This is a genomic window from Nocardia sp. NPDC058497 (assembly GCF_042720195.1).
Taxonomy (GTDB): domain Bacteria; phylum Actinomycetota; class Actinomycetes; order Mycobacteriales; family Mycobacteriaceae; genus Nocardia.
The window spans coordinates 2,124-6,397 of the sequence record NZ_JBHXMY010000351.1 but is presented as its reverse complement, the minus strand read 5'-3'; the positions used below and the strand labels follow the sequence as shown (position 1 = coordinate 6,397).

General features: G+C 69.5%; 4 protein-coding genes. 2 read left to right on the top strand and 2 right to left on the bottom strand.

The annotated features are described in order from the left end of the window. Positions 1-1,208, top strand: a 1,208-nt coding sequence (locus ACFWPJ_RS21590) for a thioester reductase domain-containing protein (protein ID WP_378853988.1), incomplete at its 5' end; no start/stop codon positions are given. Here the strand turns inward: ACFWPJ_RS21590 and ACFWPJ_RS21585 are convergent. Together ACFWPJ_RS21585 and ACFWPJ_RS21580 are read right to left on the bottom strand one after the other, a co-directional pair. Continuing rightward, positions 1,165-2,577 carry an NAD(P)/FAD-dependent oxidoreductase gene (locus tag ACFWPJ_RS21585; protein ID WP_378853986.1) on the bottom strand — a complete coding sequence of 471 codons (1,413 nt, stop codon included), beginning with the start codon at positions 2,575-2,577 and terminating at the stop codon, positions 1,165-1,167. The two genes, ACFWPJ_RS21590 and ACFWPJ_RS21585, sit on opposite strands and share 44 nt — an antisense overlap. A gap of 97 nt (positions 2,578-2,674) precedes the next feature. After that, positions 2,675-3,601 (bottom strand): oxygenase MpaB family protein, encoded by a 927-nt coding sequence (locus tag ACFWPJ_RS21580; protein ID WP_378853984.1) that lies wholly within the window; start codon positions 3,599-3,601, stop codon positions 2,675-2,677. A 118-nt stretch (positions 3,602-3,719) separates the two neighbouring features. Between ACFWPJ_RS21580 and ACFWPJ_RS21575 the strand changes: the two genes are divergently transcribed. Then, positions 3,720-4,274, top strand: a 555-nt coding sequence (locus tag ACFWPJ_RS21575; RefSeq protein WP_378853982.1) for a TetR/AcrR family transcriptional regulator, incomplete at its 3' end; no start/stop codon positions are given.

Here is a 4,274-nt window from a genome sequence, read left to right as displayed (position 1 = left end):
CAGCGAACACGGTGCTGATCACCGGCGCGAACGGCTATCTCGGCCGGTTTCTGCTGCTGACCTGGCTGGAACGACTGGCACCGGTCGGCGGCCGGGTGATCTGTGTGGTCAGGGGCGGCGATGCCGCTGCCGCCCGGGTGCGACTCGACGCGGCCTTCGATACCGACAGCGATCTGCGCGAGCGTTTCCGTGCGCTCGCCGCGGGCGCGCTGGAGGTGCTGCCCGGCGATATCGGGGAACCGGGTTTCGGGCTCGACTCGTCGAGTTGGCAGCGCTTGGCCGAGGATGTCGACCTGATTGTGCACTCGGCGGCATTGGTGAATCATGTGCTGCCCTATGCGCAGCTGTTCAGCCCGAATGTGGTGGGTACCGCCGAGGTCATCCGGCTCGCTTCGACGTCGACACGCAAGCCGGTGAGCTATCTGTCGACGGTGGCGGTCGCGGCGCAGGGTGAGTCCTTCGCCGAGGACGGTGACGTGCGGACGATGAGTCCTGTGCGCCGCCTCGACGAGACCTATGCCAACGGTTACGGCAACAGCAAGTGGGCGGGTGAGGTGCTGCTGCGGGAGGCGTCGGACCGGTTCGGGTTGCCGGTGGCGGTGTTCCGTTCGGACATGATTCTCGCGCACAGTACCTATCCGGGTCAGCTCAATGTGCCCGACGTGTTCACACGCTTGCTGCTGAGCGTGCTGGTGACGGGTCTCGCGCCGATGTCGTTCTATGTCACCGATTCCCGTGGTGGTCGGCAGCGCGCGCACTATGACGGGCTGCCCGCCGACTTCGTTGCCGCTGCGGTCACTGGGCTCGGTGCGGCGGCGACCGAGGGGTATCGCACCTACGATGTCGTCAACCCACATGATGACGGCATCTCGCTCGATGTGTTCGTCGACTGGCTGGTCGAGGCGGGTCATCGGGTGGACCGCGTCGACGACTACGACGAATGGTTCGCCCGCTTCGAGACCGCCTTGCGGGCCCTGCCCGAGGAACAGCGCAAACACACCCTGCTTCCGCTGCTGCACGCGCATCGGCGTCCCGGCAGGCCGCTACCCGGTTCGGCGTTGCCTGCCGACGGTTTCCGGGCGGCGGTGCGGGCGGCACAGATCGGGGCCGAGCACGATATCCCGCACCTGGGTCCGGAATTGATCGAGAAGTATGTCCGCGACGTCACCGGCCTCGGGATGCTCGAACCTCGGGAACATGCGGGGTAGATCGCCGTACGCGTGTGTGGGGCCTGTTGCCGCGCAATGCAGTCCGGTTCGTGAACCAGTTGCGGGCGCCCGTGCGGATCTCCAGAGCGAGGTCGAGCAGTACTGCACGGGTGTTCGCGCGCTGGTGGCGCACCGCGCCGACGACCAGCCGCGCCGCGCGCGACGGGGTGTGCAGCTCGGCGGGTCTGCGGGTGCGGGAGAAGATGCCGGTGGTGATGCGGGCCAGTTCCGGGTCGGTGGCGGCGCTGCGATATAGCGCGATCTCCAAGGGCCGCATGGCTTCTCCGCGCGCGAGCCGGTTGGTCCAGTGGAAGATGTCGCGGCATTCGATGATGCGCCGTCGTTCCCATTCCAGCAGTGACCGGTCGAGTACGCTGGGATCGTCGATGACCTCGGTGACGGCTTCGGCGAGTAGTCGTCCGTAGTGCAGGGCGTCGCGGATGCCCTGGGCGGTGACGGGATCTTTGAAGTGCCCGGCGTCGCCGGGCAGTGCCCAGCCGGGGCCCGCGGAGCGCCGGAAGTAGGAGGCGATGCCGGTGGCGGCGCGGACCCGGCCGACGCGTTCGCATCCGTGGAGCCGGGCGGCCAGTGCGGGAATCCGTGCGACCGCTTCGGTATAGCGCCGTTCGGCTTCGCCCGGACCGGATCGGCCCGGTGCCGCGGGTGGTTGCACGAGGCTCAGGACGAGGCCGTCGTCGCAGGGGAACGCGGTGCCGAGGTCGGCGCCGTGGCGCCATTGGGCGGCGGTGTGGCGTGGGTTGCCGGTGGTGTCACGCCAGTACGCGTAGTAGCAGTCGCGTCCGCTGGGCGTGGTGAGGAACGGCTGGTCGGCGCCCACCGATCGGGCGACGGTGCTGTGGCGGCCGTCCGCGCCGACGACCAGTGCTGCCCTGACCTCGACGACGGCACCGGACTGATCGGTGTATCGCACACCGGCACACCGGTTCTGCGCCCAGACGACGGAGGTGACCCGGCAGCGCGGGCGGACGTCGGCACCTGCCTCGATCGCCGCGCGTACGAGGACGCCGTCGAGGCCGGTGCGGCGCACGCACATCGCGTAGTCGATCCCGTCGACGGCGGGAAACGGCGATTCGATGCCGTACCCGGCGCCTTCGGCGTAGGCCCGGGTCAGCCGGGGCGCACCGAGTGCCTCGACCTCGGCGAGCACACCGAGTCGCTGCAATTCGGCGAGCCCGGCCGGCCACAGCAGATGGGTGGACAGCGTGTCCGACGGTAGGGGAGCGGCGTCGAGGACGACGACCCGGTGTCCTGCTCGCGCCAGCGTCACGGCCGTCGCCGAGCCGGCGCAGCGGGCGCCGACTACGACGACGTCGGCCTGTTCGACCGAGGTGACGGGGGATTCGAGCATGGGTACCGCCTCGGGCATCGAGTCTCGGACAAATGTCCAAGAAGATGATCCGGTGGTGGTCAGATGCTGTCAACAGGGCCTGATTCGGCCCTGTCGCTCACGACCTGACGGCGGGCTCGGGTACGAACGAGGTCAGTCCGACCTCGCGATATTGTGCCACCAGCTTGCGGTACTTGCGCCGGTTGCGTGCCATCGGGGAATCGGTGACCGAGGCGGGCAGCCGGTCGAAGGCGACGCGCAGCACCGCGGTGATCGCCGCGAATTCCCGGTCGTGGCGGCGTGTCCAGGTGATGGGCATGCGGGCGCGCACGTCGGGATGCATGATGCCGCAGCCGAGCAGCATCACCACATGGCTGAGTATCGGGGATCCCAGCCGCCACAGCGGGCCTGCCATGGCGGGGAGGAAGTCCGGTAGCGGCGCCTGCCGGACCGAGGCGGTGGCGGCGGCGAGTGCGGGGGTGGCGCGGAGTTCGCCGGCGGCCATGCGCTCGTAGTGGGCGACCAGTTCGGTGTAGTCCTCGATCGGCCGGGACTTGCCGGGCAGGTGCAAACCGTCGGTCTTGTGCCGGTAGTGGTCCCAGATCGCCTGGTTCTCGGCGGGTGAGGGTTCGGTGCCGGTGAGGGCGATGTAGGCGCCGCGTTGGACGAAGAACGCCGAGTAGAGGATCCAGTTCCATGCCTGCGGGTTGAGCGCGGAGTAGCGTTCGCCGTCCGGGCCGATGCCTTTGACGTCGCGATGCAGCACCATGAGCCGGTGTGCTTCGGCGGCGCGTTCGGGGTCTTCGCCGTGGTAGATGAGCTGGTCGGCGGCGGCGGTGCGGACCGCTCGGGCCCACGGTTGATTGCGCGAACGTCCGGTAGCTTCCAGTGCGGCCGAGACCGGCGGCAGCATCGGCTGATCGAACAGGCCTACCGCGAACAGGCCGAACAGTACCGATCCGCCCACTCGCTCGAATCGTGCGACGGCACCGGAAAGGTGTTCGGGTGCGGTCGATTCGGTGATGTGTGGCACGGGACAGGTCATCGGGAACTCCTTTGTTCCAGCGTCGAGGACATACGAGCCCGGTCGACGCCTTGGCGCCAATCTGGTGCCGTGCGACACCAGAAACTCGTGTGGTGTCAGAGTGCACCAGAATGGTGGGATGGTCAAGAGCATGGGTGATGAGCACTCCGACGGAACGGCGACACCGCGCGCCTATGCGGGGGTGGCCGCCGACGAGCGTCGATCCCGGCGCCGTGCCGCACTGTTCGACGCGGCGCTCGACCTGCTTGCCGAGGGTGGCGCGCCCGCGGTCACCAAGCGGGCGGTCTGCACTCGCGCGCGTCTCAACGATCGCTACTTCTACGAACAGTTCGCCGACCGTGACACCCTGCTGTCGGCGCTGGTCGACGAGCTCACCACCGAAGGCATCGCCACCGTCGTCGCGGCCACCCGCGCGGCGGCCCCCGATATCCACAGTCAGGTCCATGCCGCCGCCGACGCCGCGCTGGGGTTCCTGATCGCCGACCCCCGCAGGCACGCGCTGCTGCTGACCGCCCACAGCACCGAAGCGCTGCAGGCCGCGCGGCTGTCCACCCAGCACTCGATCGCCGCGGCGATGGCCGCGGGGGGGGGGGGCCGGGGCCGGCGCGGCCGCACGCGCCGCCGTGGCGCCCCGCGCGGGGTGCGCGGCCGCTGTGGGGGGGGGGCGCGCCCC